This window comes from Acidaminobacter sp. QWL-03 (assembly GCF_058683855.1).
The window spans coordinates 305,709-331,516 of sequence record NZ_CM178752.1 but is presented as its reverse complement, the minus strand read 5'-3'; the positions used below and the strand labels follow the sequence as shown (position 1 = coordinate 331,516).

Sequence of the window (25,808 nt, the reverse complement as noted above, 5' to 3'; positions counted from 1 at the left end):
AACTCCTTACTCAACAGCAAATGCTATGCCCAAATAAGCGCCGGTTACGGACCCCGGATTCACGGCAACCTCCAGCGGTGTTCCCGCTGCTACAACCTGACCGCCTTGTGCGCCACCCAATGGTCCAAGATCAATCACCCAATCCGAGGCACCGACCACCTGAAGATTGTGCTCGACGAGGACGACGGTATTCCCGGCCTCCACCATTCGGTTCAGGATCATCAGAAAATTCTCGACATCCAGGGGATGAAGTCCCGTTGTGGGCTCATCGATCAAATAAAGGTTGTTCTTCCCCTCACTGGAAATCAGCTCCTTGGCCAGTTTCAGCCTCTGGGCCTCGCCGCCGGAAAGGGTCGTCAAAGTTTGACCGAGCTCCAGGTAGCCAAGTCCCACGTCATCCAGCAATGTGAGAATCTTGAGCAGCTTGCCGCGGTCGTGGAACAACGCCATAGCCTCGACGACCGTCATCCTGAGCACAGCCTTGATCGAGTGTCCCTGATAGGTCACAGACAGCACTTCCTCATTGAATTGATTGCCGTCACACACCGGGCAGACCACATCAATATTTTCAAAAAACAACATGTTGCTCTCTACAAAGCCCAGTCCTTCGCAGTGCTCACACCGTCCGCCTTTGGTGTTGAATGAAAAATGTCTGGCATCCAGCCCCTGAGCCTTCGCCGCTTCGAGGGCGCCAAAGATCTTTCTGACTTCCGAATAGAGCCCGGAGTATGTCGCGACATTGGAGCGCTTCATGCGCGTCACTGGTGTCTGTTCTACAGTGATGATCTCATCAAAGACCTCTGTGCCCGCAACTTGGTTTTCATTTTGGCCGATGGTGTCACCACCTTCAGCTGAGGCAGCGATTTGAGCAACGGAACCATCGGCAGAGCCCTTGTCTTTCAACCGATCTGAAGCCCCAGCCGCCAGCACCTCAAAAATCAGCGTCGACTTCCCCGATCCGGAAACTCCGGTGACACACGTGAGACAGCCTACAGGAAAATGGACGTCCACCTGCTTTAAATTAAAACGCGTCGCATTCAGAACCGAAAAATAGCCTTTGGCCTTCCGCTTCGGCACTGTCAGAACAGGCCTCTCCCGGTTCAAATAGCGACCGGTAACCGACTTGGGCTGAGCCAGAAGCGCATCCACCGTGCCAAAACCCACAACCTCGCCGCCCAGCTTCCCTGAGCCCGGTCCAAGATCCACAATATAATCCGCCGCCCGGATCACCTCCGGGTCATGTTCAATGACCAAAACCGTATTGCCAAGGTCTCTGAGGGATTTCAGCACTCTGAGAATGCCCTCCGTATCCTTGGCGTGGAGGCCTATGGTCGGCTCGTCCATGATATAGATCAGCCCGGACATGGTAGAATCCAGCACCGCGGCCAGTTTGATCCGCTGGCCTTCACCACCGGACAAGGTCATAGTCTGACGGTCCAGGGACAGGTAGCCCAGGCCCACCTGGACAATCCGCCGAATCTTGGTTTCAAGATCCAGAAGATAGGGCTCAATCAGGGTCTTTTCTCGCTCACCCAGGCTTTCTCCAAGGCGTGAGAGCCATGCCCGCAGCGCTTCCAGGGATAGGGTGGATAGTACCGGAAGCCGGGTCTCAATGACGGTCGCGTTTCTGCTGAGAAAAGTGAGCTTCTCGCCGTGGCAAGCCTCACAGGTTTCAGAGTGGAAATAGGGATCCAGAGCCTCCGTGAGACCGCCCTTTTCGGAGAGCCGCCGCCAAAGGGTGGTCAGGACGCCTTCAAATCTGCCCTCCGTCACCTTCTTGGGCACCGGACGGTCGGGATACAGGCGCCGGACCTCGTCGCTTTCTGCCCCGTACAGCAACAGCGCCAGTTGCCCGGCGCTGAATGACCTAACGGGTTTCGCGTCCGTCGCCTCAAGGCCATAATAACTGAAGGCCTTGTTCAGGGAGGCTATTTGATATTCCTTAAAAGCGTGATCCCAAAAAACCACCGCCCCCTCTTCCAGGGAAAGCGAACGGTCGATGACCCGGTCCTCAGAAATCCGCAACACCTCGCCGAGGCCATGGCACGTTTCACAAGCCCCCTCACGGGTATTCGCCGAGAAATGAGAACGGGTCAGCTTGTCCATCTTATGACCGCACTGACTGCAGTACATGTAAATTTTGAATCCTTCCTCGATCTTGACGAATTCTTCCTTGCATTCTGACGCTTTGATCAGAGCACCGCATTTTGGGCAGGTTCTTTCGGCCAGTTTTTCGTAAACCATTCTGAGGTCAGTGTAGATGTCCGTCACCGTCCCAACCGTGGAACGGGGGTTGCGGTTGTAGGCGCTTTGCGTGATTCTGACAGCGGGGGACAGGTTTGTAATGGTGTCGACCTTGGGCTTCTGAATGCCCTGATAACCTATGGCCTCTAAATACTGTCTCTGGCATTCCTGATACAGGGTTTCAATAGCCAGCGTCGACTTCCCCGATCCGGAGAGACCCGTAAACACCACCAGCTGATTCTTTGGAATCTCAAGGCTGATATTTTTCAAATTGGCTTCCCGGGCACCCTCAATTTTAATCCAGCCGTTCATTTACAACGCCTCCTGCAAAGCCTCGTTTATTAATATCAGAGCGTTTCCACTTCCAGCTTGATGCCGTTGATTTCAACGTCTTCGTCCACTTGAATCAGCAGGCACTTGCGTCCTTGTCTGTCCACCACCTGCCGAAGCAGATCCAGATTTTCCGGACTGATGACAATGTCCGCCGTGGAAGTTGAAATCTTCATGGACTTTTTCCTGTATCCCGGCACCACGTTGGCGGGCTTGAAATGCGTCGCGTCACCGGCGATCTCGCTGGCGACCACATTAAAGCGCGACGTGTCAATGCCATTGCCTTTCAAGACCTTTTCCAGGGCAGCGAGCTCGACCACAGGCACCTCTTCCTCTGCCTGCTCCAGAATCGCCATATCCACTGTCTCATAGATGTTTTTCACGACTTCCGCCTTCGCTTTATCCCCGACCATGGCCTTGATGAGGGTGTCGAACTGCTCTTTTTCCTCTTTCGCAGTACGAGTGTAGCCCGCGTCCAGCACGAAATCGATCAGGCCTTCATTGAGCTGATCCGCCTTCGAGGTGCTGTAAATCACCTTATTGACGTCCACGGCATCGTCCGTGATCGACGGAAACATGAAACCCTCGAGGGGCACATTCAGATTCAGAACGGCATTCAGGTCGTGGTTCACCGTAAATCGCCTGTCTCTGTAATCAAAACGCACCGACTTTTCGCTGCTCTCAATCTTATTGATGCTGCACAGGATGAACTTCATCTTATAATCCGTGTCCCCTGCGCCGCTATAGTCCTCTTCGCCAAAAGGCGTGTCCTTCCTGGAGGGCTTCAGATACTCTGCCTTGATGAAATTGGCCACCAGGTCCCCGTCATAAACTGCGCTTCCCACTATTTTCTCCATGATCTGAACCGCCTTGGCCTCAAAACCTGCCATGGTATCGTCCAGCAGCATGTCATACAGAAATCTTTGCCCCAGGGACTCCGCTGCCGGAACCGGATTGAAGGGCAGATCGAAGAGCTTCACGTCCATAGCCCCCGTCAGCAGCTTTTTAAAATTCGAAAAATATAAGTCTTGCTCAGCCTCGTCACAAGCGGAAAACATTCCGGCTTCATGGTAGATGATGTCCTTGGATTCCCCCATGGCGAACACGCGGCCAAGGTGTGTTATGGTCACTTTGCCATCCTCTTTGAGCTGTCGTTTGAATGCGGCTATGTCTTTTTTGTTCATGTTGTCCCTCCACTGGATGAATCTTGCTCACCTAATAATATACCACAAAAAAAGAAATTTAGCCGATGGTGGTCAATCCCGACACCATCGGCTAAATTCTAAAATTATTCATCTGAAAACCGGTACCCCACGCCCACCTCGGTCATGATAAACCGGTGCTTGGCGGAGTCCTTCTCAATCTTGCGGCGCAAATTGGCCATAAACACGCGCACGCTCTTGGTGTCGCTCTCATTTTCATAACCCCAGATCTTTTTCACAATATAATTGTGGGTCAGTACTTTGCCGCGGTTCGCGATCAAGAGCAGCAGAAGTTTGTACTCGAGCGGGGTCAGGTGGATTTCCTGACCATCGATTAAAACAAGCCGCTTTTCGAAATCCACATGAAGGTAGTCACAGATGAACTCCGTCTCCTGGGAGGCTCCAGAGCCAGCGGACAAATACCGCTCCGCGACGCGGATGCGGGCCATGAGCTCGCCCATATGGAAAGGCTTTGAAATATAGTCGTTGGCGCCAAGGTCCAGGGCTTCGATCTTATCAAACTCCTGTCCCCGGGCGGAGACGACCAGAATAGGAATATCGGAGAATTCCCGAAGGGCTTTGATGATCTCAAGGCCGTCCTGATCCGGCAGCCCCAGGTCCAGAAGAATTAAATCCGGCCGATGAGAGGAAAACAAAAACAGCCCCTCCGCCGCCGTCGACGAGACGAACACATCATAATTACTTTTCACGAGCGAAACAGCAATAAAATTGGAAATATACTGATCGTCCTCAATAACGAGAATTTTAGTTCTATCCACCACAGATCACGCCCCCAAAGCCTGCACTTCGATATACCTTTCCCGGAATAATGTACAGCCAGTGACATTGCCTTTTATATCTACTCTTCCAGCGGCAAAGTGAACATCAGCCGCGTGCCCTTTGGCCAGTTTGCTTCCGCGCTTATAGAGCCGCCGTGGGCTTCGACTATCGCTTTACAAATGGTCAGCCCCAGGCCAATGCCGCGCTTGCCGTCCGTCACACCCTGGTCCAGCGTCACAAACTTATCAAATAATTTATCCTTGATATTGCTGTCAATGCCATTGCCTGTATCTGATACCACCACTTTGATGACCTTCCTGCCCTCAAAGACCTCCAGCGCAATCTCGCTGTCAGGGGGCGTGTGGCGAATCGCGTTTTCGAGAAGATTGATCAGCACCTGGACAATCAATTTTCCATCCATAGGTACCATGACGACCTTCTCAGGCAGGTGCACATTGAACTTGCGGCCTTTGATGTGCCGTTCCACATGGGAAATTGCCTCACTGACGACGTCATCTATAATTTCTCCGTTTTTCTTCAGGACGAGTTTTGACTCATTGATTCTGGTCATGTTGAGAATGTTCTCGACCAGGTTGGTCAGCCAGAGTATTTCCTCACTTAAATCCAAGGCCAATTTTTTTCTTTCCTCATCCGTCAGCTTTTCATAATTGTCAGCCAGCAGATTGCCGGCGCCCAGCAGGGCAGTCAGAGGACTCCTCAGATCGTGGGCGACAGACCTAAGGAGTGTTGCCCTGAGCTGCTCCCGTTCCATGGCCAGTTTGATATTTTCCTGTTCATTGTAGAGATTTTCCCTGTCCAGGGCGATCCCCAGCTGAGTCGCGACCGAACTGGCGATCAATTCGTTCTGCTTGTCCATAATCTCCTCAGCATTGAAGATTTGGATCACGCCAAGGTTGCCTGCAGCACTCTGAATGGGAAAGGTATGTGAGGGGATCCTGTATCCATTTGCTGCCTCAGGATAGATGCCTCCATTCCGGTCCAATTTTACGACGGACTCACACCCCAAAAACTCCTCTATAAAGGAAAGACTCCGCATGACAATGTTCTTTTCACCACTGACGAGCAGAAAGCCTGCTGCGATCTGGTACAGGATCATGGAGGTTCTTTCATTCTTCTCGGCAATCAAAATCTGCTTTTGAAGTCTGGTGGTCATAGTCCCAGAGACTATAGCCGTTATAAGAAAAAATACAAGTAATATAATGTCTGTGGTGTGAGTCATGACGAAGGTAAAACGCGGTTCCGTGAAAAAATAGTTAAATGCCAAAAGACTGGCAAAGGAATTGATGATGCCCCAAATAAAGCTGCTGGTCAAAGTGCTCGAGAACAGAACCCCGAGCAAATACACCATGATGATGCTTTCTTTGCTGATGCCAAGAAAGCTCATTCCCAGCGACACCAAGGTAGCGACAATAAACACCAAGAGTGTTTTCAGCGCACAGTTTAATGGTTTTTGCTGACTTGCTGCGATCATGTGATCACTCCCATGGCACTAGTATATAGGTTAATTTAAGTCTGTCCAAGCCCGTTTACAATATTCAGCAGCACCGGATCCCGGTCCCCCATCACAATCCAGTCCACACCCTGATCTTTAAAAACGCTTTGGTAGACATATTTGCTGCAGCTGGCGATTGTTTCCACACTCGGCTTTAATCTCTTGGCACGATGACACAGCAATAAATTGTCCAGATCACTGTCAGAAATGGCCACCACGTGGGTGAACGGCAGCAAATCCTGTATATTCCCATCCGTGGTCTCCACGTGGGCGATCCCCTGCTGGTCCAGCTCCTCCAGGATCGTTCGGATGGCCTCCTCATGTCCGACCTCTTCACTATAGATCAGGACGGTCGCCCGCCTGACTTTTTCCAGGTGATCGACTACGACAATGTCCTCCAGCGCGACATCCAGCCGTTTCATAACGCGATATCCAAGTACACTTAATCCCAGCATCCCTAGTGTAATGATGACATCCAGCATAAACTCACCTTCTTCTCCATGATTTCTAACTTCATCATAGATCACCCGGCATTAACATAGTGTTAAGATGCCGGGGCAGGTGTTAATTTTGTGCAAAGATCTCAAAAACAAATTGCTGCCGATGGTCACGTAAAAAACCATCGGCAAAAACTTCAAATGTTGCTTGGATTACCAAGTGAATTATGCTATAATTGATTTATAATTGTATTGAATACACATTTGTTTATTTCAGTACAGCAAATCTTACTTATGGAGGAATCTCAAAATGGCAGAAAACAAAACACTCAAAAACCTCATGGAAGCCTTCGCAGGCGAGTCCCAGGCAAACAGAAAGTACCTTTCCTACTCAAAGAAAGCGGAAGCAGACGGCAAAATCAACGCTGCTAAGCTCTTCAAAGCCGCTTCCGACGCTGAAACCCTTCATGCTCTCAAGCATTTTGAGGTCGCAGGCAAAATCGGAACAACTGTCGACAACCTGAAGGATGCCGTCGCCGGAGAAACCCATGAGTATCAAAATATGTATCCTGATTTCATCAAGGAAGCTGAGGCTGAAGGCAACAAGGCAGCGCTCCTCTCCTTTATGTATGCCATGAAGGCGGAAGAAGTCCATGCCAGACTCTATCAGGAAGCCCTCGAAAATCTCGATGAGGCAGAAGAGATCTTCTACTATCTCTGCCCAATCTGCGGCAACATTGAAAAGTTCGTACCTGAAAAATGCAGCATTTGCGGCGTTCCAGGGGCGAAATTCATTAAGTACTAAGAATTTCAACACTTACTAAGCAGAAAGTGGATTAGGTTGTACACAATCTAAATCGTTTTTAGTTACACGTGAGCCGAAGGTTGTTGTATACACGACCTTCGGCTCTTTTATTATCTCTATTCGTCTGCGCCACCAAACCCTCGAATCGCTTCCAGAAATAGGTGGCCGTAGGTTTCGAACCACTAGCGTTGCATTAAAATCTTGAACATTTAATTCCAAATATGGGATAAATAACTTTATGTGAATGTAAAAAAACCTTATAATAGAAATGTACAGGCGTTGCACCGCCTTGTCTGTGACCTCGTACAAATCTAATATAAGGAATGAACTTATCATAGATTATACTACGAAAACCACCATTTTTGAATTGTTTGAAGTGATAAATTCTAGTGAAGTGCGAAAGATTTTTAAGAAGCACAAGTGCAATCGTTATGCAAAGAAGCTTAAAGCGCATCAACTCATCGTTTTGCTTATTCTCGCTCAGCAAAATCAATGTACCGGAACCCGAACCGTTCAAACCAGCTTTGAGTTCAATCGCAAACTCAGACGATATCTGAAACTTGATTCGATAAGCCATACTCAAGTCTTCAGAAGGCTTCAGAGCTTTCCAATCGCTGCTATTGAAGAAGTTTTCAATGTAGTGGTGAAGCGACTTGGCAGCAAGTATCGTCAGAAAATTTCAAAGTCACTTCACGGATTGAATCTCATTGATGCAAGTACAATCACCAAGTCATTAAAAGGCATGGAATGGGCCAAGTTCAGGAAAAGTAAAGCAGGGATCAAACTTCATTTGTCTTTGATGTACCATGATGAAATAGCCTATCCCAACAATGTCTTTGTCTCCAAGGCTAAAGAACACGATGTTGCCTATCTGAAAGATCTAGTCGTCGTCAGTAAAGACACCATCAATGTTTTTGACCGCGGATACGTGGATTATCAAGCCTTTGATCAATTTTCTGATGTGGGGGTTTTATTTGTAACACGCCTAAGGGAAAACGCAGCCACGTGGGTGATCAAACGTTATGAGGTGGATGAAAAGTCAAAGGTTGTTTATCACGATCTTGTGACCGTAGGGTGTGGAGCAAAAAAAACCAAGAATGCTTTTCGTTACATCCAACTTCGTGATGATGACGGAAACCAAGTTCACTTCATCACAAACGTGATGGACAAGACACCGGAGGAGATCGGGGACATCTACAAATTACGATGGCAAATAGAGCTATTTTTCAAATGGATCAAGCAAAATCTGAAGATAAAACACTTTTATGCGACTTCAGAGCAGGCTGTCACTGTACAAATTTTCATAGCTTTGATCGCTTACTGCCTGTTTCGTTTAATCTCGGCCAAAGTTGACCCTAGAGTCTCATTAAGAAAGATTAAAAGCGCGGCAATGTCAGCGCTATTTGATCCATTCCGAGACGTTGTTGAGCAAATGATGCGAATAAGCCCTCACTAAAGTTGTAAAACGATTGTTATAATATGGAAAAAAATCACTGTACAATGGGGTCACCTTGTTAAGGTGTTCGTCATTTCAACAGGAGACTGAAATTAATTTCCTGTATACAGGCAATATGGTATTTAATGGGCGATTCGTCATTTTGACATCAATTCTATTAACTTAATGCAACGCTAGTGACTTTTTATTTATCGTTATTAATTCAGCGGACTATGCGTAAATAAATAAAAGCCTTGCATCTCACGCCGCTTATGCTATACTAAGTTGAACGCTTGCCCAGCGTGGCTGATCTCCTTTGGAGGTCAGCCGTTTTTAATTTTTGCATATTTTTGTTTGGTGACGCGGACAGTTATCACTTTGGGGACGCGGACAGCTTTCAACTTGGGGACGGGGGTGCGGACAAAAACCTGGACTATGAAAAAGTCAGGAGTTGTCCGTATGTATTCGTTGGAAGTTAGGAAAAAAGTAATCGAGTTATACATCAAGTACGACAAGTCTGCGGCCGCTGTATCAAATGAGCTCGGTTTTCCATCGTGTAGAGTCATCCGGAGATGGTACAAAGACTATCTAAGGGGTCAATCAATCGGAGACGAATGGGGGAGGAAACCTAGAAAGGTCAAGTATTCAGTAGAGCAAATGGAAGTAGCCGTTAATCATTACCTGGCGCACGGGAGAAATCTTTCAAGAACAGTAAGAGCTTTAGGCTATCCATCCACGGGCAAATTAAGACTCTGGTGTGATGAATTGAATCCAAATGATCGCAAAATGCACGTCAGTAGTATACAATGCACTCAAGCGCAGAAAAAGGAAGCCGTCGTAGAACCCGACACGCCGTGTGTCAGGGCGACGGATCTCGGAGATAAGCACAGTGTCGGCCGAAGAACTAATTATAAACACAACGGTGTTCTGCTCGCTAAGGAGTATCCAATAATCATGTTGAAAGTTGATGATAAACTCCATGAAGGCAAGCCCCCTGAAGGAACAGAGGCTCTCTTGGTTGAAATCGAATTGCTAAAAAAACAAATCAGGAAATTGGAAATTGAAAAAGAACTCATGGGAGAACTCTCAATAATTCTAAAAAAGAACCCGGGCGTCGATCCGAAGAAATTGACAAACAAAGTGAGAGCAACATTGATCGACGCCCTAAGAAATAAATATACCCTTAAGGAATTATTGAAATATGTTGATATACCAAAAAGCAGTTATCATTATCATCATCAGATTGCATTGATGCCTGAGAAATACGAGAATATCAAGCTTCGAATTATTGATCTTTTTAAAGAAAACCACGGAAGATTTGGATATCGACGGATTAACGAACTCCTTCAGCAGGAAGGCATTCGTGTTTCGGAGAAGATTGTGAGACGTATCATGTCAACATTAAAACTTGTTGTTTTCGGGAAAAAGAAGCGAAAGTACAGTTCCTATTTAGGTGAGATAGCACCTGCAGCAGACAACCTGATTAATCGGGATTTCCATGCGGACGCACCAAATACAAAATGGCTTACGGATATAACCGAGTTTTCAATCCCCGCCGGTAAGATATACCTATCCCCAATAGTAGACTGCTATGACGGTTATATAACGAGCTGGTCAATTGGAACAAGACCCGACGCAGCTCTGGTTAACAGTATGCTTGATCGCGCCATAGACAAGCTACAAGAGGATCAGCGTCCAATTGTCCATTCGGATAGAGGATGCCACTACCGTTGGCCAGGGTGGCTATCCAGAATGGACAATGCAGGCCTGGTGAGATCAATGTCAAAGAAAGGCTGTTCACCTGATAACTCTGCCTGCGAGGGCTTCTTCGGCAGACTCAAGGTTGAAATGTTTTATTATCGCTCATGGGTCGGTGTTAGCCTGAACGAGTTTATGAATATATTAGATGAATACTTAATCTGGTATAACGAAAAAAGAATCAAAATGTCGCTGGGTGGAATGAGCCCGTTGGTGTTCAGGCGAAGCAAAGGACTAGTAGCCTAAACCGTCCAAGAAAACGTCCGCACCCCCGACGCGGACGGTAACACAACTGTAACATTCCGCAGGCTTGGAGGTCTTTTCCTCATTCACCTAATACTCCCAAAAAACTTAAGCCGATGGTCACCCAACCGACCATCGGCTTCATATTTTCCTCACTAAAACTCTCCTACAACCTCAATCCACCCGTTCCAGCACGTACCCTCGCCCGAACAACGCCTCACAGGCCGCTACCACAGCGGGATCAAACAATGTGCCGCTATGGGCTCTTACCTCCGCAAGCGCAGCCTCAATTCCCAGGGAAGGCCGGTATGGCCTATAGGACGCCATGGACTCTACCACATCTGCGACGGCGATGATCCGAGCGCCCAAATTCATCTCCGCACCTACGACACCATTGGGATAGCCAGTGCCGTTCATACGTTCATGATGCTGCAGTACCATGTCCGCGATTGGCCATGGAAAATCCACTTCTTTCAAAATATCATACCCTGCTTGGGAATGTGTCTTCACTAGATCAAACTCGAGATTATTCAGCCTTCCTGGCTTGCTCAGGATTTCCGACGGCACATACATCTTCCCAAGATCGTGCACAATAGCCGCCATCCGGATGCCCTCCGCCTCATCGTCCGACATGCCAAGCTCTCTGGCAATGGCATCCGCCAGCGACGCTACTCTCAGTTGATGGCCGGCAGTGTATGGATCCTTGAGTTCCACCGTTTTAGACAGCAGTTCAACCGTCTTGATCATGGCACTCAACATTCGGTTTGCATATTGGCTGCGTTCTTCCTCAGCGACCAGCCGCTCCATAATATCCGAGGCAAAGACAACCAGAACCTGCGTGCCGTCAATTACCGTCTTAGCGGAATTCAGATCCATACGAAGTGTACTCCCATCCCTTTTGCGGAACTTAAGATCTGAGGACTGAGTCTTTCTCCCATCAAAATGGTCGCGGATATCGCGCACAACCTCATCCCAATCCGTCGCATGAAACATACCGTTCATAGTCATGTGGAGCAGCTCTTCATCGCCATAGCCAAGCATTCTGCAAATTGTCGGATTGACAAACTTGATCTTCCCAGTCGTAATTTCAACTATAAAAATGCCCTCACTCGAGGTTTCAAACAACGTCCGGTATCTGTTCTCTGAATTGGTCAGCATCCGGTTATTCTGTCTCAGTGTCTCCTGGGCCATCTTCATCTCAGTAATGTCCGTAATGGTTCCAATCACTCTGAGGGGGGCGCCATCCGCCGCCCGTCCAAACGCCATTCCACGGTTTAAGATCCATTTCAGGGAGCCTTGCTTGGTTCGAACCTGATGCTCTTTACTGAACTCCAGATCGGTGCCCATCAGAATGCCGTAATAAAGCGATTTGAAAGAATCATCTTCCTCCGACTGAATCACGCTCCGCCAGGAGTTCAGAGTCGGTTCGACCTCCTCTTCCCCAAAGCCGAGCATACGCTTCCACTGACTCGAATAGAAGACTTCATTGGTTACACAGTCCCAGTCCCAAACGCCATCTCCTGCACCTTCAAGGGCAAATCGCCAGCGCTGCTCGCTGTACTTTAGCTCGTTTCTAAGGTTGACGAACTCCGTCAAGTCCTCCGAAAACAGCAGCAGGCCGCCAACTTCACCGCTATTATCATGCCAAGGGTGGATTTCCCAATTGATCCAGTCCACCGATCCATCCTGACGCAAAAAAGCCTCCGTTTCTGCTTTCTCCACTGCGCCTTTAAGGCATCTCCTGTGAACTTCTTTCCATGCCTCGGGGAGCTCCGGAAATACCTCATAGTGAGACGTTCCAATAATGTTGCGTTCCGGAATGCCATAATCCTTCAAAAACCGTTCGCTGACGGCAATATAGTTCATGTTTCGATCAAACATGGCTATGGCAGCCGGTGCGTGGGTGACAAACAAGCTCAGAAGTGCCTCGCGCCGTTTGAGCTCATTATCAGCCGTTATTTGTTCCGTTATGTCTCTTATAATCATGGAGGTTCTTTCATCACCGTTCTCGTTTAAAAAGACTTTTGAAGACGTTTCTCCCACGAAGAATATGCCGTCACTTCGGAGATAGCGAATGGTCCCTCTATACTCACCCTTTTCATTTCTGCTGACCAACGCTTCCTTCAATCCCGGGTAAGAATGATCCACAATCCCGTCCCTTCCCAGACTGCAAATTTCCTCTTCACTCCGTCCAAACATCCTGCACGCTGCCGGATTGGCTGCCAGAATCCGTCCATCCGGAACTGTGAGAAGGATGGCGTCGAAGGAGTGGTCAAAAATACTCCGAAAATAATCGTCTCTGTCTGCGCTGTGACTTGCACTACCCATAAATATCCTCCTCACCGCGGCTAGGAATCTTTGGTGACTTGGGCAGCTGACCACCAATATGACCTCAATAACCGCAATGCATTCATAAGTGCTTTTACCCAATGTGGCGAGAATTCAACCTTTATTAATCAACATGCTGGTATCTCTTGTACTTGGCAAGCTCTTCAAATTTGACCTCGAAGAAATCCTACTTGCTTCCAACGCCAACATCGGCGGTCCTACCACTGTCGCTGCCATGGCGATCGCCAAAGGCTGGAACAAGCTGGTTGGCCCAATCATTCTCGCAGGTGTCTTTGGTTACATCATAGGCAACTACTTGGGCATCTTTATGGGCAATCTGCTTCAGTACATGTAGAGTAAGAAATTATCCGCAGGGCTCGGTTGGCCCGCGCCCTGCGGCTTTTGGAGGTGCAGCATGCTGCTCGACATTCATGGAGATATTTGGACTGACGTCACAGTCAAAAGTGCGCAAGGCAAGAGAAACATAATAAGGGATTATCACCTGGAGCGATTTTACAAGGGCAATATGGCAGGCGGGATCTTCGTAATCTGGGCCGACCCGCCCCACGATACCCGCCCAAAAGAAAGGCTGCTGGAGAGTATCCAGGCCATGAGCAAGGAACTCTTCGACAGCAGAGACCTTGTCCAAGTCATGTATAAATCTGAAGATTTCGCGAAAGCCATCGCAGCCAACAAACTCGCGGTTATGCTTGGACACGAGGGCCTGAGCGGCATTGGAGAAGATGTCGACGCCCTGTATACCCTTTACCAACTGGGCTTCCGACACGCAAGCCTGACCTGGAACGAGCAGAACGCGCTGGCGACGGGTGTCAAAGGCGAACCCAGCCGCGGCCTGACTCAGAAAGGTAAAGAGGCCGTTACATTGATCCACGACCTTGGCATGATTATGGACGTCTCCCATTCCAACGTCAGAACTTTCTGGGACATTGCCGACCTTTCAAGCAGACCGATCATTGCGTCCCACAGCAACGCCAGAGCCTTGTGCAACGTTCCCAGGAATTTGACCGATGAACAGATCAAAACCATCGGCAGCAAAAATGGCTTGATTGGACTTAACGCCTACAACGAGTTTATTCACGAGGTGCCGGCGGAGCGAACCGTCGACCGTCTGATCGATCACCTGGTGCACGTCGCGGGGCTGATCGGGATTGACAAAATTGCCCTGGGCTTCGACTTTTTCGAATACCTGTCCAGCTCGACCACGGACAGCTTCACCTCAGAGACTTACGCCGGCACTATAGGCCTCGAGGACATCACCCAGGCGCCGAACATGATATCCCGCTTGAGCGCCAGAGGCTTCACCCAGGAAGAAATTGAAATGGTCAGTTATAAAAATTTCCTCTCTCTGATGGACCGGGTGATGAAGTAAGTCGTTAACGTTTTAACTTGGTGACGCGGACGGAAATGAATTGAGTGCCTGTCACTCAGTTCATTCTGGTGCCAGAGCTTGCGAGAAAGATTCTCATCTGTTTCACATCTTGTCCCCCCCAAAAAAAAATCTTTACAAAAAAGCGCCAAGATCCAGCAGAGCGTTTCTGCCGATGGTCTTGGCGCTTCATTTTTCATTCAATTATTCATCCTCTTCATCCAGTGTCGTCTTCACAACCCACTTTCCAGAGCTCTTCGAACCCTCTCTTATAATAAATCCGTCTTCCCGCAATCTCTTTAAGTGTCTTTCAACTGTCCTGGTAGATCTGCTAAGTTTTTCAGCCATCCCGGAGATTGTAACCTCGGCATTCGCCATCATCAGTTCCAGGATCTGTTCCTCTATAGCTTGGCTTTCATGCTCGCTGTCCTTCTCAATACTTTGTCTATCTTTCTTGGCTTTTCTATACAAAGTCACGATAAAAAATCCTTCAAATTCAAATTCCGGCTCAGGTAAATGTTTTTCAGCCATGGCAATCTGCATCCTCTGAATGCCGGTTCCCATCTTTTCAATATAGTCACACTTCTCAAGCAGCGAAGCAATAACCGGATTTCTCGACATTGAAACTTTACCGAAGTTTTTCACTTCCAATCCTTTAGGCAATCCCCCAGGATTAGAGATCACAACCCTGTCATCAAATATTTCGATCATGACTTGCGCGCCTTTTTCAAAATAATCTCTATGGCAAACAGCATTTGTGACAGCTTCCCTCAATGCCACTTCGGGTAATTCCATAATCTCCCTTCGCCTTAAACCTTCAATTTCGTAACTCAAATTGATATGTTTTTTCAAAAACAGGATGCCCTCTTCAATCATCTGTAAAATCGATCCATTCAGATCCTTTTTATCCAAAATGATTACTTTGTCGTTCCCTTTATATAGCGCGCATACAACCGAAGCATGACTTATGTGTCGTGTGGGATTATCTGAGAAGAATAGAATTCCAGCATTATTAAGCCTGAATTTCTCCTCTTCTGTTCGTCCACAATTCAGATTTTCGAGAACATTGACCGGATCAAGTACATTTGAAATTCCGGCTAGACTTATGAAATTATCGTATTCACTCTTGTTTAAAACGCTTTCAATCTCAAGTTCCTTATTAATAATTTCGTCAAACCTAATCCTGCCTTCACTTTGAAAAAACTCCACAATATCATCCCGATCCAGTTTTTGCGAGTTAGCTCCAACACGCAGATAGAACCCTTTCGAACATGCATACGGCTTGTTTCTTCCTTCCGGCACCTCAATTACCATTATATTCTCAACTATTTCAATATTTATGCCGATGGTCGGTTTTATCCCCATTAGCGTATCCTGCACTCTGGATCTCGAGAAATTAGAAGTATCAATACCTTTAATTTCTCCGCGATCTGTAATGCCCAAAAGAATTTTTCCACCCGAAGCATTGGCAAATGCAACTGCCTCTTCAACGAATGACTTGTCTACATTCTCTTTGAATTCAATCCTATAATTTTCACCGGTTGCAATAATGGCATCCAATTCGTTTCTGTTCACTAAAATACACTCCCATTGAAGCTTTTATTTCAGAGACAGCATTTTAAACTGTCAACCTTTAAGAAATCTTTTAAGACATCCTTTCCGACATCCTTTCCGACATCCTTTCCGACATCCTTTCCGACATCCTTTCCGACATCCTCCGCAACACCAAAATTCATTTTGCCGCCGGCGTCTTCGAGACATAAACTGTATTTTTTCCACTACCGCGACAAATGATCCACCCTTTTTCAATGAGATGGTTCAAGAGTCTCACAGCACGACTTTGAGACAGCCCAAAAGCTGTTTCAATCTCTTTTCTGGACACACTGTATCTAATGCCAATCAGCTCCACAATTGACTGCTCCACTCCATACAAAGACTCCGCTTCGCGCACATTTTCTGAAGTTTCAATAGATCGACTTTCACGACTATAATTTTGGTTTGGTAGGGTCAATTTGAAGAGATGCTCTGACACTTCAATTTTAGGTTGAACTGGCTCACCCTCATAGCACTTGAAGATGTTGAGATGACCAATCCCGACATTTTCTACAAATCGAAGAACTCGAAGGACTTCCATCAACTTTTCGTTGCGCGGTGCAGAAAGGCCTAACATGAGATCGGCATACACATAACCGTCCGTCAGACCACCCACTGAAAAAAACTCCAAGCGGTCCTCAAATAATTTAATCATCGTCGGTCTGCTGCTATGATAATCCCGATGAGCCACTGCATTTATCAACGCTTCGCGTATTGCTTCTACCGGGTAGTCACGATAGTCCCTGCGTAATAAGCCCTTAATTTCAGCTCTTGTTCTATTCAGCTTTTCGAGATAGGCAAATGCCTCATGAAGCTGTTTCAGCAGTGAACCTGTAAACGATTCACGCAGCTTGCAGATTAATTGATCCCCATCCTGAATCATAACAACGGTTGTCGTAAAGCTGTTTTGATCTGAAAGAAGCAGCGCTAAATTCGTGTATTCACCCTCAGCGTTCATCAAACCCATGGATTTTTGTCGCTCGAGATCCAATTCGATCTGAGAATTCTTAAAGATCGCTTCAGCTTGAATAAACGTCAATGCCTGATTCTCCGATCGCAGCGCTTCGAATTTCCCCTTCAAAACCGCTGCAATCATTTTTTCATCCATCAATTTATCTTCACGCATAAGAACACCTCAGCGAATATTTACCCTGCAATTTGATTTCGAATCGCATCTAATCAATCTATTAATTTCGAATCGATTCGAATCAAAAGCGTTATATCCGAAAATAACAAAGCGCCAAGATCATATTCTGCCGATGGTCTTGGCGCTTCACATTTAATCCCCTACTACTGTCCACGTGCCGGTTTACACTTCTTCCGAATCCCAGGACAGCACACCCGTCTCCACTGCCTCTTCATACCGCTCGATCTTATAATTCAGCTTCTCCAACGTAGTTTCAATGGCCGCCTTCTGGGCCAGCAGGTGAACGCGCTGCTCCACCAGGAGATCCCTGCGTGCCTCGATGGTTTGATCCCCCTCTTGTACCAGCCTGACATACTCAATCATGACCTCAACAGGCAGCCCGGCACCACGCATGCATTTTGCCAGTTCCACCCATCTGCAGTCCAATTCTGTAAAGTTACGAAGACCATTTGGTGTTCGGTTTACAGGCGGGATCATCCCCACCCGTTCGTAGTAGCGCAGCGTATCCGCTGAAAGTCCGTATTTTTCACTAACCTCAGAAATGGTCAAATCCATACGCCTCCCAAATACTCATCGAATGAAATTCGTGTAGACGGCTTCTTCCTTTTTCGGCAAAGGCACGCCGGCTTTAGCGCCCGCTTCCTTGCACTTCAAAAACCAAGCCATATTCCGCCCAAGGGTCCTCATGACCTTCATACCTTCCAAATCCTGAACGACCTCTTCTGGCGTTAATCCATGCACGTTGTTCCAATAATTCGATGAAATTATGGGCATCTGCGAAATCGAAAAATATTTATTCAACTGATCAAACGTCGCTGTTGTCCCGGCCCGCCGTGCGCAGGCAATCGCCGCCGCAGGTTTCAAATAAAAATTACGCCTGCCAGAGCGTGAATCCGTATAAAAGACGCGGTCCATGAAGGCAGCCATGGCACCATTCGCCGAGGCATAGTGCACAGCTGCTCCAAAGACAAAGCCATCATAGTGACCAGTCATTTCAGTGAATGCATTCACCTTGTCGCCATACACGCAGTTTCCGGTTCTGCCGCACGTCCCACAATCAATGCATCCTGCCATTGGGTTTGTACCAATCCAGAAGACATCCGTTTCGACCCCTTCCTCATTCAACGTTTTCGCAACCTCTGACAACGCAGTATAGGTACATCCCTTTTCATGGGGGCTTCCGTTCACCAGTAAGACTTTCATCCTTCAATCCCTCTTTCTCAAAAATATTTTTATATAATACCCGCCTGCTTCATCCATTTCTCCAAAGCCTTCCCAGCGCCAGCCACACCGGTCCCGTGAATCGCCAAGCCCTTCAAAACCGCAGCATCCGGGCAAAGCTGCGCGATCTCCTTTTCACTGCGCCCAAGCCCGCTACCCTCATGGGTGCAAAACGGCAGAATCCTTTTTCCGGAAAAATCATAGGCTTCAAGGAAGGTGTACACAGCCATGGGCATAGTGCCCCACCAGTTGGGATAACCAAGAATGACCGTATCATAATCCTCCATGCCCATCACCTGAGCCGTCAGCGCCGGACGCGCGCCCGTGCGCAGCTCCTTCTGAGCCACTTCTGTCGCTTCCGTGTAATCCACCGGATAGGCCGCGACAGTCTCAATCTCAAACCGATCGCCGCCCGTCAGCGCTCCCAGCATTTCTGCCGCCACGGCCGTATTCCCGACCTTCAAATCTTTAATAGCACCGCTGACATAATTTTGTCCTTTTCGCGAGTAATACGCAATCAATATTTTCCCCATAATCGTCACTCCCACTTCCCCATTAGACTTTACAAACACATCCTGAAAATCTTCTCAATATCCTCCGGAGCCAAAGGTCGGAACGCATATTTAGTAGCGCCAAGCTCAGCCGCCTTCTTCGCCATCTGCCCAAAATGCGTGTCGTCAATGCCAATTGCCGTCAGGGTGCTCTGAAGTCCCAACGTCTCGAAGAAAAACTCACGAAGCCGTTCAATGCCCGCTTGGGCGATCTCCATATTCGGCAGTGTCGGATCAATCCCGAACACGTTCACCCCAAACTGCACGAATTTGCCGATGGTCGTCTCATCCAGCGTATACGCCATCCAGCGGGGTGTCAGTATCGCCAGCCCCAGCCCGTGCGTGATGTCGTAAAACGCTGATAGTTCGTGCTCCATTGGATGGCAGCTCCACGCCTGACGTTTCCCGCCGTTCACGAAGCCATTGATTGCCCAGGAGGACGCCCACATCAGATTTGCTCTCGCCTCATAATTGTCCGGCTCTGCCAAAGCCACAGGCGTATACTTGATCACCGTCTTCATGAGGCCTTCCATGACGGTATCCAGCATGAAGAAATCCTGATTCATATTGAAATAGACTTCAAGTATATGACTCATAATGTCCGCGGCACCACAGGCAGTTTGAAATTTATTTACGGAGTAAGTGACGCTTGGATCCAGGAAGGAAACCTTGGGCTGCATAACCGGAAACAGAAGGCCGATCTTGTCATTCGTCTCCGGGTTGCTGATGACGCCGCCGGAATCCATCTCGGAACCGGTGGCGGCGAGGGTGAGGACCGTGACTATCGGCAGACACTGTTCTACAGGCGCCTTCTTAAGGAGTATATCCCACGCGTCGCCGTCATAGTAAGCCGCCGCGCCGATATACTTCGTGCAGTCAATGACCGACCCGCCTCCAACCGCCAGCAGCACATCAATGCCTTCTCTCTTGCAAATGTCCGAGCCGGCGTTGACCGAGGACACCCGCGGATTTGGATCGATCCCGGAAAGTTCGAAAAGCTCGAGACCCGCTTTCTTGATCTCCGCCACGACTTTGTCATAGAGGCCAATCTTCTTGATGGATCCGCCGCCGTAAGTCAAGAGAACCTTCTTGCCGAATTTACTCAGCTCAGGACCCAGATTGCTCAGCTGATTTTCTCCAAAATACACTTTGGTTGGAATGTCGTAAACGAAATTATTCATGTTGAATCGTCCTCTCAGAGTTAATTTAAGTTGAGTGAAGTAATTTTTTTCTCACAATCCTACGCAATTAGACGTCACACTACCCCTCAAAAACCTCAGCCACCGACTTGAGATGCTGAACAATGTCGAGACGCTGCGGACAAAGCGCTTCGCACCTTTTGCACTCAATACAATCCGACGCTTTGCCGAAAGCCTTGGCATAATTCTCATAATAGACCTTTTGTAAGGAAAATCTTTTATTCGTCGACTGTATTTCTGCGTTGTACAGTGCCAAATAATTTGGAATCGGAATGTTTTTCGGACAGTCGTCCACACAGTACCGGCAAGCCGTACAAGCGACAGCTATGGCTGCATTGATGATCGACACTGCCTTCTGGATGACCTCAATCTCCGCTTGCTCCAGTGGCTCAAAGGTCTTCATATAACTGGTATTATCCAGCACCTGTGCCACAGTCGACATACCGCTGAGCACCATAAAGACGCCCTCATGGCTCCCGGCGAACCGCACCGCCCAGGAAGGCACAGACCATTCCGGCTGATGGTTTTTAAACAACACTTCCGCCGCTTCCGGAACCAAAGCCAGCGAGCCGCCTTTCACCGGTTCCATGACAATCACGGGTTTATTGTGACGCCTCGCCGTTTCATAGCATTTTCTCGACTGAATCCCCTCGTGCTCCCAATCCAGATAATTGATCTGAAGCTGAACAAAGTCGACTTCGGGATGCGCGCTCAATATTTCCTCCAGCAGCCCCGCATGGTCGTGATAAGAAAAACCAATTTGCCCAATCTTTCCTTCTCTCTTCTTCTGCAGAACAAACTCAAAGCACTCCAGGTCTTTGGCGATCTCGTAATGCGAGATATTCAAGTTGTGCAGCAGATAGTAGTCAAAATAGTCCACGCCGCACTTTTCAAGCTGCTCGTTGAAAATTCGTTCCCGGTCCTCTTTGGTTTTCAGAAACATGACAGGCAGCTTTGACGCCAGTTTGAACCGGTCCCTTGGATGCCGTTTGACCAAGGCCTCACGAATGGCAATTTCACTTTTGAAATCATGGTACATGTAAGCGGTGTCAAAATAAGTAAAGTCTTGTTCAAGGAACGTGTCCACCATTTGCTTCATGACTTCCAGGTCTATACTTGACGATTGGTCAGGATCTATCAGCGGCAGACGCATTAGACCAAATCCGAGTTTTTTCACAATATAACCTCCAATGCAAAATTCTAACAACAGAAATGAGAAGGAGTTGCGCCATAGGATCAGTTCTTGAAATCTCAAGACAGGATCCTCAGCGCGTCTCTTCCAACCAATCATAAACCCTGGAGTTAACTCCAAGTCAAGGGTTTGTGAAACATTTTTTGAAATCATTTTTATTCATTGAATTAGAGGTTCCTTTCATCCCAAAAAATAAAAATACCAAGACCACCTTTAGCCGATGGTCTTGGCAAAATTCATTTCACATTGATACTCTTTCGCCTAAGCCGCTTCTTCTTCCAGAACCTCCAATTCAATCAAACCCATTTCTACATCTACCTTACCCGACACCATTCGGAACACACTCACAATGACCGGAATAGTGAAGATAAAGATTGGCAGCGCATACACGATACTCATAGTCTGAAGCGCCGTTGTTCCAACTTCGCCCAGAGCGAACAAACAGATCAGAGTCGTCGCGCCAATCATGATTCCCCAGAATAATTTGATCGGCCGAGGCGCTTCATCCGCAGATGAGTTCTTTAAAGTGACTGCAGATATAGTTCCCGTCATAGCGTCTGCCAGTGTAATGAAGGAGAAAAACAGAACTGCAACTAAAAGCGGAATCATAACAGAATAGAAAGGCATATTCTCAAGCAATGCGAAGTTCGCTACAGGGAAGCCAAATTCTTTAATGGTTTCATAAATGCCGGCATTATTAAAGAAATCCTGATATATTGCGTTGCCACCAAACGCCGTAAACCAGATAAAAACGAAGATCCCTGGAACAAAAATGTTGACCATTAGGTATGCCCGAACCGAACGACCTCTGGAGATCTTAGCTAAAAACATACCAACCAACGGCGCATATGCCATAATCCATGCCATAAAGAAGACGGTGTTGTTTCGACTCCAGCCTTCTCCGACATTAAACGCGTCCGCATTCAGCGAGGTAGAGATAAAATTATCCAACATGGATGCGACACTCTCTGTAAACAGATTCGCGAGAAAAACCGTAGGGCCAAATATAACGAGAAACGCTGTGATGATAATGTAAATATAAGCATTGGCGTTACTGATGATCTTCATACCTTTATTCAATCCGCGAGAACTTGAAATCGTATACGACAAAGTAACTACCAAAATAGTCAGCGCGTAGATCATATTGCTTGGCTCAATACCAAAGACGAACTGCATGCCTGAGGCGAACTGTGTTGTTCCAAATCCAAGCGAAGTAACAATCCCGCCGACCAAAGCCAAAATCGAGAGGACATCCACAACCTTACCCTGCCATCCGAAAACTTTTTCTTTCATCAATGGGTATAACGCTGAGCTTGGACGATACGGCAGATTATGATTCATGGACATATAACCAACAGCCAGACCCCAAAAGGCGAATATGCCATAGTACAAGAATGACCAGTGGAAAGACGAAATCTGAATAGCGCGGACCGCCGCCTGAGGTGTGAGTGGTTCCAAATATGTAAACGCTGGCGGATTGTAAAAATAGGAGAGTGGTTCTCCAACGGCGTAAAAGACCATCGCTGTAGCGATCCCGCTGCAAACTGCCATAGCGCACCAAGAGAATACATTGTGCTCCGGCTTAGCGTCTGGCCCGCCTATGATTTTTTTGCCAAATGGCGATGCCGCAATATAAAAGCAGATAAACAGCAGCGCCAGGGAGACCATCAGATAAAACCACCCAAAACCAATCGTCGTGACATCAAACAAATAACTGACAGAGGAGTGAAAAAACGCTGGGAAGATAATACCAATCAGTAAGACAGCTCCCAAGATGATCGCGGTAGGTAAAAATGTACTTTTTTCGATTTCAAAGCCCTTATTTTTACTCATATAATCACTACCTCCATTTTTTAACCACCAGCTAATGGCCCAATGAGGGTGATCGTTGAATCCTCAACAATCACCTCACTGAGTGAGCCGCAGCTTCTATTATTGACTATAACCATGGGTGTCAACATGGGGCTGATGCCAGCCCTTCTAAGTACTTCCTTAATAGATATTGAGGTGTTGGATCTGACCAACATAGTCTCTTCTAGCTCATGACCTGCAGACTTGTAAATTGAGAGTAAGCTTTCTGACAATTTCAATGTTATCTGCATTGCTGTCGCCCACCTCCCAATCACATTATTGAAACTTAGAATATCACATATTCAATCCAAATTTAACTAAAGTTTCTCTGGTAGGGATCCCATTCCTGTCCCAGCCCCGACCATCATAATAAGTATCCAGCATTTCTTCAATAGCTTCCAGAGCTATATAGTGACCTTTGTTCGGGCCATCCGGAATCGGCTCCGTATAAAAGCGCTTTGGCGGATAATCGTATTTCCGACCGAAATCCTCTATCTCTCGCACATTGTACATGCGATTCAGATGCCACAGCTTCTCAGACAGCTTCTCCAGCTCCACCCAGGTAAACTTCCTTCCCGTAATGGCATAAAACACGTCTTCATAATACGACGTCTCCAAGCCAATTTCCATAAACTGCAGTCTGCAGGTCCCAATTATATCAAAAGCAGGCCTAATATGCTGGCTTTTTAAAACAATCGGCACAACATGCTCATGCTTGGCTTTTGGCAGGAGATTGGTGTTTTGCTCACCTGAAATCAAGTCATTGACATTCCCCACAACGGCCGAGCCTGCGACGTCGTTGCCCAGCACCCAGCATCTGCCGTGATGCGCGCCTATGTCCGCCGTCATGTAGCCAAGCATCATGCCCGGCGCGTTGCGACTTTCATACCCCGTCCATTCCAGACCTTTGACATGGATCGCGTACTGATCACTGCCTTTGCCGATGGTCGCCGCAGCACCCCTAACGCCCTCCGCCAAAACATTTCCAATGCCCTTTCTCTCCGCAATTTGACGCAATAGATACACTGCTGACTCGAAATCGCCAAAGGATAGCTCCCTGCCAACTTCTTCTTTTGTGATAAGCCCCTTTTCAAAACATTCAAAGGCAAAACTTAGTACAACGCCGGCAGAGCAAGTATCGAGACCCAGCTCATCGCAGATATAATTCAGATAAGCTATGTCATGAATATCACTGATATCGCAGTTGCTGCCAAGCAGCGACAGGGTTTCATACTCCGGTCCTTCCACATACGCGTCGCCAATTTTTGTCTTGGCATGACCGTATTTTCCGCAAGGTGTCGGGCAGGAAAAGCAGCCTTTATCCGTAATTTTTAATTCTTTCAGAACCGCCTCACCATTGATTTTCTCCGCGTAATCACAATTTGATTTTTGGAAATTTCTCGTTGGCAATGCTCCTACATTGTTGCACCAATCCGTAATCCCGGCGGTGCCTTGTGGCGTCCAGCCTGTAAATCCAGGCTTTTTCCTCAAATCGCCATACATTTTTTTGCCTTTTTCAAGCAGCAACTCAGGATTAAAGACTGGAATACCCTTGGTGCCTTTGACCGCGATAGCCTTGATATTTTTGGATCCAAGCACCGCCCCAATGCCGATCCGTCCAGCCTGGCGACCAAAGTCATGGGAGATGCAGGCAAAATTAACCAGATTTTCTCCCGCTGGACCTATAGTGAGAATCTGATACTCTTCTCCCAGTTCTTTTTTCATGGCTTCTTCAACTTCAGCAGAGCCTCTCCCCCAATACTTTTCTGCATCCACAATTTTGATGTCATCATCGTTGATCAGAATGAAACTGTGCTTCTCGGCTTTGCCGTCTATGATCATGACATCATAACCGGCATATTTCATAGTGACGCCAAAGTGGCCGCCCATATTGCTGTCGCCGTAGCCACCCGTTGCTGGTGACTTAGTCGCGAAGTGTGTTTTACCGCTGGAAGGCAGCATATGACCACTCAATGGACCCATGGCGACTACGAAAATATTCTCAGGGCTGAATGGATGTACATTAGGTGGGTTCTCGTCATAGAGAATTTTTGCCGTAAAGCCTCGACCACCAACGTATTCCTCGACCAACTCTTCTTTTAATGGTGTCTTAGTGACTTTATTCGTCGATAGATTAATTCTCAAAACCTGTCCTGCATACCCATACATCATATGGACGCTCCTTCCGCGGTGTGACTGAGCGCATTTCTCGGGCAAATTTCTGCGCACTGTCCGCAGTCATTGCATTTATGCGCTACACCGTCCATAAATCTCATGACGTCATAAGGACAGGCATCCAAGCATAATTTGCAGCCTATACATAACTCAGGATCCACATTATAGATACCATCCGCCGCTTCAATAGCTCCAACCGGGCATACTTCCGCGCATTTTCCGCATTGATCACAGTAATCTACATAGTATTTCCCTGGTGCCGGGAACTTCCCTTTTACATTTAAAAAGGCAGCTGAAGGATTTGAATAGTTAAACTTGGACAAGGCACAGACCAGTTGACAGGTTTTGCAGCCCGAGCAAGTTTCGTTGTTATATTGAAGAGGCACTTTTTACCACTCCTCCTGGTTCATTTATTAT

At 47.5% G+C, this 25,808-nt stretch carries 22 protein-coding genes; 5 read left to right on the top strand and 17 right to left on the bottom strand.

The genetic code is table 11. The features are described from left to right. Positions 1-6: 6 nt before the first annotated feature. The 5 genes from AC4PHM_RS01430 to AC4PHM_RS01410 form a co-directional block, all read right to left on the bottom strand. Positions 7-2,556, bottom strand: coding sequence for an ATP-binding cassette domain-containing protein (locus AC4PHM_RS01430; protein ID WP_492019124.1), 2,550 nt, complete (start codon positions 2,554-2,556; stop codon positions 7-9). Between the two features lie 35 nt (positions 2,557-2,591). Continuing rightward, a complete protein-coding gene (locus AC4PHM_RS01425) occupies positions 2,592-3,758 on the bottom strand; it encodes a DUF4317 family protein (RefSeq protein WP_492019123.1) in 1,167 nt (388 codons plus the stop codon). Positions 3,759-3,862: 104 nt separating this feature from the next. Next, complete coding sequence (locus AC4PHM_RS01420; protein ID WP_492019122.1) at positions 3,863-4,555, bottom strand: response regulator; 693 nt, start codon at positions 4,553-4,555, stop codon at positions 3,863-3,865. 80 nt (positions 4,556-4,635) lie between these two features. Further along, on the bottom strand, positions 4,636-6,048 hold the full coding sequence (locus AC4PHM_RS01415; RefSeq protein ID WP_492019121.1) for a sensor histidine kinase: 1,413 nt from the start codon (positions 6,046-6,048) through the stop codon (positions 4,636-4,638). A 35-nt stretch (positions 6,049-6,083) separates the two neighbouring features. Further along, complete coding sequence (locus tag AC4PHM_RS01410) at positions 6,084-6,551, bottom strand: NAD-binding protein (RefSeq protein WP_492019120.1); 468 nt, start codon at positions 6,549-6,551, stop codon at positions 6,084-6,086. 265 nt (positions 6,552-6,816) lie between these two features. Between AC4PHM_RS01410 and AC4PHM_RS01405 the strand changes: the two genes are divergently transcribed. The 3 genes from AC4PHM_RS01405 (at position 6,817) to AC4PHM_RS01395 (ending at position 10,750) form a co-directional block, all read left to right on the top strand. Next, positions 6,817-7,311, top strand: coding sequence for a rubrerythrin family protein (locus AC4PHM_RS01405; protein WP_492019119.1), 495 nt, complete (start codon positions 6,817-6,819; stop codon positions 7,309-7,311). 376 nt (positions 7,312-7,687) lie between these two features. Continuing rightward, the gene (locus tag AC4PHM_RS01400; protein ID WP_492018482.1) at positions 7,688-8,767 is read left to right on the top strand and encodes an IS4 family transposase; all 1,080 of its coding nucleotides are present in this window, start codon (positions 7,688-7,690) and stop codon (positions 8,765-8,767) included. 438 nt (positions 8,768-9,205) lie between these two features. Next, on the top strand, positions 9,206-10,750 hold the full coding sequence (locus AC4PHM_RS01395) for an IS3 family transposase (protein WP_492017433.1): 1,545 nt from the start codon (positions 9,206-9,208) through the stop codon (positions 10,748-10,750). A 171-nt stretch (positions 10,751-10,921) separates the two neighbouring features. On the opposite strand, the gene AC4PHM_RS01390 is transcribed toward AC4PHM_RS01395, so the two are convergent. Next, positions 10,922-13,075: a PAS domain S-box protein gene (locus AC4PHM_RS01390; protein WP_492019118.1), complete on the bottom strand. Its 2,154-nt coding sequence runs from the start codon at positions 13,073-13,075 to the stop codon at positions 10,922-10,924. A 103-nt stretch (positions 13,076-13,178) separates the two neighbouring features. On the opposite strand from AC4PHM_RS01390, the gene AC4PHM_RS01385 reads away from it, so the two are divergent. After that, entirely contained in the window at positions 13,179-13,430 is a 252-nt protein-coding gene (locus tag AC4PHM_RS01385; RefSeq protein WP_492019117.1) for a DUF819 family protein, read from the top strand. 60 nt (positions 13,431-13,490) lie between these two features. Next, positions 13,491-14,465, top strand: coding sequence for a dipeptidase (locus tag AC4PHM_RS01380; RefSeq protein WP_492019116.1), 975 nt, complete (start codon positions 13,491-13,493; stop codon positions 14,463-14,465). Positions 14,466-14,666: 201 nt separating this feature from the next. On the opposite strand, the gene AC4PHM_RS01375 is transcribed toward AC4PHM_RS01380, so the two are convergent. The 11 genes from AC4PHM_RS01375 to AC4PHM_RS01325 all read right to left on the bottom strand — a co-directional run bounded on the left by AC4PHM_RS01375 (position 14,667) and on the right by AC4PHM_RS01325 (position 25,777). Further along, complete coding sequence (locus AC4PHM_RS01375; protein ID WP_492019115.1) at positions 14,667-16,037, bottom strand: ATP-binding protein; 1,371 nt, start codon at positions 16,035-16,037, stop codon at positions 14,667-14,669. Between the two features lie 157 nt (positions 16,038-16,194). Then, positions 16,195-17,181, bottom strand: a complete 987-nt coding sequence (locus AC4PHM_RS01370; protein ID WP_492019114.1) for an ATP-binding protein — start codon at positions 17,179-17,181, stop codon at positions 16,195-16,197. Positions 17,182-17,364: 183 nt separating this feature from the next. Beyond that, positions 17,365-17,751: a MerR family transcriptional regulator gene (locus AC4PHM_RS01365; protein ID WP_492019113.1), complete on the bottom strand. Its 387-nt coding sequence runs from the start codon at positions 17,749-17,751 to the stop codon at positions 17,365-17,367. 21 nt (positions 17,752-17,772) lie between these two features. Continuing rightward, a complete protein-coding gene (locus tag AC4PHM_RS01360; RefSeq protein WP_492019112.1) occupies positions 17,773-18,405 on the bottom strand; it encodes a flavodoxin family protein in 633 nt (210 codons plus the stop codon). Positions 18,406-18,434: 29 nt separating this feature from the next. Beyond that, the gene (locus tag AC4PHM_RS01355; protein WP_492019111.1) at positions 18,435-18,956 is read right to left on the bottom strand and encodes a flavodoxin; all 522 of its coding nucleotides are present in this window, start codon (positions 18,954-18,956) and stop codon (positions 18,435-18,437) included. Between the two features lie 29 nt (positions 18,957-18,985). Beyond that, the gene (locus AC4PHM_RS01350; protein ID WP_492019110.1) at positions 18,986-20,155 is read right to left on the bottom strand and encodes an iron-containing alcohol dehydrogenase; all 1,170 of its coding nucleotides are present in this window, start codon (positions 20,153-20,155) and stop codon (positions 18,986-18,988) included. Between the two features lie 79 nt (positions 20,156-20,234). Beyond that, positions 20,235-21,350, bottom strand: a complete 1,116-nt coding sequence (locus AC4PHM_RS01345) for an aldo/keto reductase (protein ID WP_492019109.1) — start codon at positions 21,348-21,350, stop codon at positions 20,235-20,237. A 276-nt stretch (positions 21,351-21,626) separates the two neighbouring features. Continuing rightward, a complete protein-coding gene (locus AC4PHM_RS01340; RefSeq protein ID WP_492019108.1) occupies positions 21,627-23,198 on the bottom strand; it encodes a BCCT family transporter in 1,572 nt (523 codons plus the stop codon). Between the two features lie 20 nt (positions 23,199-23,218). Beyond that, complete coding sequence (locus AC4PHM_RS01335; protein ID WP_492019107.1) at positions 23,219-23,467, bottom strand: hypothetical protein; 249 nt, start codon at positions 23,465-23,467, stop codon at positions 23,219-23,221. Positions 23,468-23,510: 43 nt separating this feature from the next. Then, positions 23,511-25,388: an aldehyde ferredoxin oxidoreductase family protein gene (locus AC4PHM_RS01330; RefSeq protein ID WP_492019106.1), complete on the bottom strand. Its 1,878-nt coding sequence runs from the start codon at positions 25,386-25,388 to the stop codon at positions 23,511-23,513. After that, a complete protein-coding gene (locus AC4PHM_RS01325; protein WP_492019105.1) occupies positions 25,385-25,777 on the bottom strand; it encodes a 4Fe-4S binding protein in 393 nt (130 codons plus the stop codon). The genes AC4PHM_RS01330 and AC4PHM_RS01325 overlap by 4 nt, the downstream gene beginning before the upstream one ends. Positions 25,778-25,808 lie beyond the last annotated feature (31 nt).

Coding starts and splice junctions, on each gene's coding strand:
- AC4PHM_RS01335 (WP_492019107.1), bottom strand. CDS start 23,467: ATGCAGATAACATTGAAATTGTCAGAAAGCTTACTCTCAATTTACAAG.
- AC4PHM_RS01405 (WP_492019119.1), top strand. CDS start 6,817: ATGGCAGAAAACAAAACACTCAAAAACCTCATGGAAGCCTTCGCAGGC.
- AC4PHM_RS01360 (WP_492019112.1), bottom strand. CDS start 18,405: ATGAAAGTCTTACTGGTGAACGGAAGCCCCCATGAAAAGGGATGTACC.
- AC4PHM_RS01370 (WP_492019114.1), bottom strand. CDS start 17,181: ATGCGTGAAGATAAATTGATGGATGAAAAAATGATTGCAGCGGTTTTG.
- AC4PHM_RS01350 (WP_492019110.1), bottom strand. CDS start 20,155: ATGAATAATTTCGTTTACGACATTCCAACCAAAGTGTATTTTGGAGAA.
- AC4PHM_RS01430 (WP_492019124.1), bottom strand. CDS start 2,556: ATGAACGGCTGGATTAAAATTGAGGGTGCCCGGGAAGCCAATTTGAAA.
- AC4PHM_RS01330 (WP_492019106.1), bottom strand. CDS start 25,388: ATGATGTATGGGTATGCAGGACAGGTTTTGAGAATTAATCTATCGACG.
- AC4PHM_RS01395 (WP_492017433.1), top strand. CDS start 9,206: ATGTATTCGTTGGAAGTTAGGAAAAAAGTAATCGAGTTATACATCAAG.
- AC4PHM_RS01340 (WP_492019108.1), bottom strand. CDS start 23,198: ATGAGTAAAAATAAGGGCTTTGAAATCGAAAAAAGTACATTTTTACCT.
- AC4PHM_RS01355 (WP_492019111.1), bottom strand. CDS start 18,956: ATGGGGAAAATATTGATTGCGTATTACTCGCGAAAAGGACAAAATTAT.
- AC4PHM_RS01415 (WP_492019121.1), bottom strand. CDS start 6,048: ATGATCGCAGCAAGTCAGCAAAAACCATTAAACTGTGCGCTGAAAACA.
- AC4PHM_RS01390 (WP_492019118.1), bottom strand. CDS start 13,075: ATGGGTAGTGCAAGTCACAGCGCAGACAGAGACGATTATTTTCGGAGT.
- AC4PHM_RS01425 (WP_492019123.1), bottom strand. CDS start 3,758: ATGAACAAAAAAGACATAGCCGCATTCAAACGACAGCTCAAAGAGGAT.
- AC4PHM_RS01380 (WP_492019116.1), top strand. CDS start 13,491: ATGCTGCTCGACATTCATGGAGATATTTGGACTGACGTCACAGTCAAA.
- AC4PHM_RS01410 (WP_492019120.1), bottom strand. CDS start 6,551: ATGCTGGATGTCATCATTACACTAGGGATGCTGGGATTAAGTGTACTT.